We start from the raw sequence: 4,106 nt of genomic DNA, 5'->3' as shown, positions 1-4,106 counted from the left end.
TGTGCCTCAACGTCGAGGTGCTCTCCAGCGACGGCATGTCCATCGAGATGCGTGACACCGACGAGGACGTCTTCCGCGCCGCGGAGGAGCTCGGTATCGACCTGTCCCGGCGTGAGCCGAGCAGCGTGGAAGAAGTCTGAGGGGGAGATCGCACAAAATGCTAGACGTCAACTTCTTCGACGAGCTTCGGATCGGGCTGGCGACGGCCGACGACATTCGTCAGTGGTCGCACGGCGAGGTCAAGAAGCCGGAGACCATCAACTACCGCACGCTCAAGCCGGAAAAGGACGGGCTCTTCTGCGAGAAGATCTTCGGCCCGACCCGCGACTGGGAGTGCTACTGCGGCAAGTACAAGCGTGTCCGGTTCAAGGGCATCATCTGTGAGCGCTGCGGCGTCGAGGTGACGCGTGCCAAGGTGCGTCGTGAGCGGATGGGCCACATCGAGCTGGCCGCGCCCGTCACGCACATCTGGTACTTCAAGGGTGTTCCCTCGCGCCTCGGCTACCTGCTCGACCTGGCCCCGAAGGACCTGGAGAAGGTCATCTACTTCGCGGCCTACATGATCACGCATGTCGACACCGAGATGCGTGAGCGTGACCTGCCCTCGCTGGAGGCGAAGATCTCCGTCGAGCGGCAGCACATCGAGCAGCGCCGCGACTCCGACGTCGAGACCAGGCAGAAGAAGCTCGAAAGCGACCTGGCCGAGCTCGAGGCCGCCGGCGCCAAGGGCGACCAGCGCCGCAAGGTCCGTGAGGGCGCCGAGCGCGAGATGCGTCAGCTGCGCGACCGCGCCCAGCGCGAGATCGACCGGCTCGACGAGGTCTGGAGCCGCTTCAAGAACCTCAAGGTCCAGGACCTCGAGGGCGACGAGCTGCTCTACCGCGAGATGCGCGACCGTTTCGGCCGCTACTTCAAGGGCGGCATGGGCGCGCAGGCGATCCAGGAGCGCCTGGTCAGCTTCGACCTCGACGCCGAGGCCGAGAACCTGCGCGAGACCATCCGCAGCGGCAAGGGCCAGAAGAAGGCCCGCGCGCTCAAGCGGCTCAAGGTCGTGTCGGCGTTCCTCAACACGACCAACTCACCGCGCGGCATGGTGCTCGACTGCATCCCGGTCATCCCGCCGGACCTGCGCCCGATGGTGCAGCTCGACGGTGGCCGGTTCGCGACCTCCGACCTCAACGACCTCTACCGCCGGGTCATCAACCGCAACAACCGGCTCAAGCGTCTGCTCGACCTCGGCGCGCCCGAGATCATCGTGAACAACGAGAAGCGGATGCTGCAGGAGGCCGTCGACGCGCTGTTCGACAACGGCCGTCGCGGTCGCCCGGTCACCGGCCCCGGCAACCGTCCGCTGAAGTCCCTGAGCGATATGCTCAAGGGTAAGCAGGGCCGCTTCCGCCAGAACCTGCTGGGCAAGCGCGTCGACTACTCCGGCCGTTCGGTCATCGTCGTCGGCCCGCAGCTCAAGCTGCACCAGTGCGGTCTGCCCAAGCAGATGGCGCTGGAGCTGTTCAAGCCGTTCGTGATGAAGCGGCTGGTCGACCTCAACCACGCCCAGAACATCAAGTCGGCCAAGCGGATGGTCGAGCGGGCACGCCCCGTGGTGTGGGACGTCCTCGAAGAGGTCATCACCGAGCACCCCGTGCTGCTCAACCGTGCTCCGACGCTCCACCGCCTGGGCATCCAGGCGTTCGAGCCGCAGCTGGTCGAGGGCAAGGCCATCCAGATCCACCCGCTCGTCTGCACCGCGTTCAACGCGGACTTCGACGGCGACCAGATGGCCGTGCACCTGCCGCTGTCGGCTGAGGCCCAGGCCGAGGCACGCATTCTGATGCTCTCGACCAACAACATCCTCAAGCCGGCGGACGGCAAGCCCGTGACGATGCCCACCCAGGACATGGTCATCGGCCTCTACTGGCTGACCACCCAGAAGGACGGCGCGCTGGGCGAGGGCCGCGTGTTCGGCTCGATCGCCGAGGCGCAGATGGCCTTCGACCGCCGCGAGCTGGAGATTCAGGCGAAGATCCAGATCCGGCTGAAGGACGTCCTGCCGCCGCGTGACTGGGTCGCGCCGGAAGGCTGGGAGCAGGGCGACCCGATCCGGCTGGAGACGACGTTCGGGCGGTGCCTGTTCAACCAGACGCTGCCCGACAGCTACCCGTTCGTCGACTTCCAGGTCGGCAAGAAGCAGCTGTCCACGATCGTGAACGAGCTGGCGGAGACCTACCCCAAGATCGAGGTCGCCAACGCGCTCGACGCGCTCAAGGACGCCGGCTTCCGCTGGGCGACCCGCTCCGGCGTCACGATCTCGATCGAGGACGTCGTCGCGCCGCCCAACAAGACCGACATCATGGAGAGCTACGAGCGCCGGGCCGACAAGGTTCAGCGCGAGTACGAACGCGGTCTGATCACCGACGAGGAGCGCCGTCAGGAGCTCATCGAGATCTGGACGCACGCGACGGCCGACGTCGAGACCGACATGGTCAGCGCCTTCCCGGCGACCAACCCGGTCTGGATGATGGTCAACTCCGGCGCCCGCGGTAACAAGATGCAGGTCCGGCAGATCGCCGGCATCCGCGGCCTGGTGTCCAACACCAAGGGTGAGACGATCCCGCGGCCGATCAAGGCCTCGTTCCGCGAGGGCCTGTCGGTGCTGGAATACTTCATCTCCACCCACGGCCAGCGGAAGGGTCTCGCCGACACCGCCCTGCGTACCGCCGACTCGGGCTATCTGACCCGTCGTCTGGTGGACGTCGCGCAGGACGTCATCGTGCGCGAGATCGACTGCGGCACCGACCGCGCCGTCCCGCTGCACGTCGGCGAGCGCGACGCGGTCGGCAACCTCGTCAAGGCCGAGAACGCCGAGTCCAACGTGCACGGCCGCATCCTGGCCGAGGACGTCGAGGTCGACGGCAAGGTCATCGTGCCCGCGGGTGTCGACATCAACGACAACCACGTCACGGCCCTGGTCGAGGCGGGCGTCGAGTCGGTCCGCACCCGCAGCGCGCTGGTCTGCGAGGCCAAGATCGGTGTCTGCGCGACGTGCTACGGCCGTTCGCTGGCCACCGGCAAGCTCGTGGACGTCGGCGAGGCGGTCGGCATCATCGCCGCCCAGTCGATCGGTGAGCCGGGCACGCAGCTCACGATGCGGACGTTCCACACCGGTGGTGTGGCCGGCGCCGACATCACCCACGGTCTTCCCCGTGTCACGGAGCTGTTCGAGGCGCGCATCCCCAAGGGTGTCGCCCCGATCTCCGAGGCCGAGGGCCGGGCTCGCATCGACGAGACCGACAAGACCAGGAAGGTGGTGATCACTCCCGACGACGGCTCGGAGGAGATCGCCTACCCGGTGTCGATGCGGTCGCGCCTGCTCGTGCAGGACGGCCAGCGCGTCACGGTCGGCCAGCAGCTGGTCGCCGGTGCGGTCAACCCCAACGAGGTGCTGCGCATCCTCGGCCCGCGGGCCGTGCAGCTGCACCTGGTGGCGGAGGTCCAGCAGGTCTACCGCTCGCAGGGTGTGTCCATCCACGACAAGCACATCGAGATCATCGTCCGGCAGATGCTCAAGCGCGTGAACGTGCTGGAGTCCGGTGACACCGACCTGCTGCCCGGCGAGCTCGTCGAGCGTCCGCGCTTCGAGCAGATGAACCGCGAGACGGTGGCGGAGAGCGGCTCCCCGGCCGCCGGCCGCCCGGTGCTCATGGGCATCACGAAGGCGTCGCTCGCCACCGAGTCGTGGCTGTCGGCGGCCTCCTTCCAGGAGACCACCAGGGTCCTGACGGACGCGGCCATCCACGCCAAGTCCGACTCGCTCCTGGGCCTGAAGGAGAACGTCATCATCGGTAAGCTCATCCCGGCCGGAACGGGCATGCCGCAATACCGCAACATCCGGGTCGAGCCGACCGAGGAGGCCAAGGCGGCCATGTACACCGTCGGCGGTTACGACGGCTCGGCGGCCGACTACACGTTCGGCACCGGCAGCGGCGAGGCCGTCCCGCTGGAGGAGTACGACTTCGGCCAGTACAACCGGTGATTGCTCAGCCAACGGCACGTGAACGCGCCCGGGTCTCCCGATCAGGAGACCCGGGCGCTTCGCACTCCCACCC

The 4,106-nt window shown here is 67.4% G+C and carries 1 protein-coding gene; it reads left to right on the top strand.

Going from position 1 to position 4,106, the window contains the following annotated elements; translation table 11 throughout:
• The first annotated feature begins 157 nt into the window (after positions 1-157).
• The gene (locus tag GUY59_RS46255) at positions 158-4,033 is read left to right on the top strand and encodes a DNA-directed RNA polymerase subunit beta' (protein ID WP_138208696.1); all 3,876 of its coding nucleotides are present in this window, start codon (positions 158-160) and stop codon (positions 4,031-4,033) included.
• Positions 4,034-4,106 lie beyond the last annotated feature (73 nt).

Source organism: Nonomuraea sp. K271, from assembly GCF_009908215.1.
GTDB lineage: Bacteria > Actinomycetota > Actinomycetes > Streptosporangiales > Streptosporangiaceae > Nonomuraea > Nonomuraea longispora.
The sequence above is the reverse complement of the archived record's forward strand: the minus strand, read 5'-3'. Positions and strand labels throughout refer to the sequence as shown.